We start from the raw sequence: 353 nt of genomic DNA, 5'->3' as shown, positions 1-353 counted from the left end.
GATTCGACTGCCCCGAAGAATCCGATTAAGAAATTTAACGAAGCCGACAAAATCGCAGTCGCCCACGCCAGGCAACAGTTAATGGAGCAAGGCTTAGATTATGGCCCTTGGTCGATCTACTATTTCTTGTTCGACACTGTAGGCGCAGATTACACCCCGTCGCGTTCTACAATCGCCTCGTGGCTGCATGAACTGGGATTTGTTGATGCCAATGCCCGCAAACGGCCACGCAGCTCTTATAAGCGCTTCGCCCGTAATCTCGTCGGTGAACTCTGGCAAATCGATGGACTGGTCTATCGCCTCTTTGACCATGTCCATACCCATGTCACGATTTACCAGATTATCGATGATGC

Annotated in this window: 1 pseudogene; it reads left to right on the top strand. The window is 50.4% G+C overall.

Annotation, left to right across the window (positions count from 1 at the left end):
- A pseudogene (locus HMPREF2808_RS13750) lies at positions 1-353 on the top strand (transposase); the annotation flags it as partial.

Origin of the sequence: Corynebacterium sp. HMSC078A10 (assembly GCF_001811565.1) — a bacterium.
Classification (GTDB): Bacteria; Actinomycetota; Actinomycetes; order Mycobacteriales; family Mycobacteriaceae; genus Corynebacterium; species Corynebacterium hesseae.
This window is presented reverse-complemented; position numbering and strand designations above follow the sequence as displayed.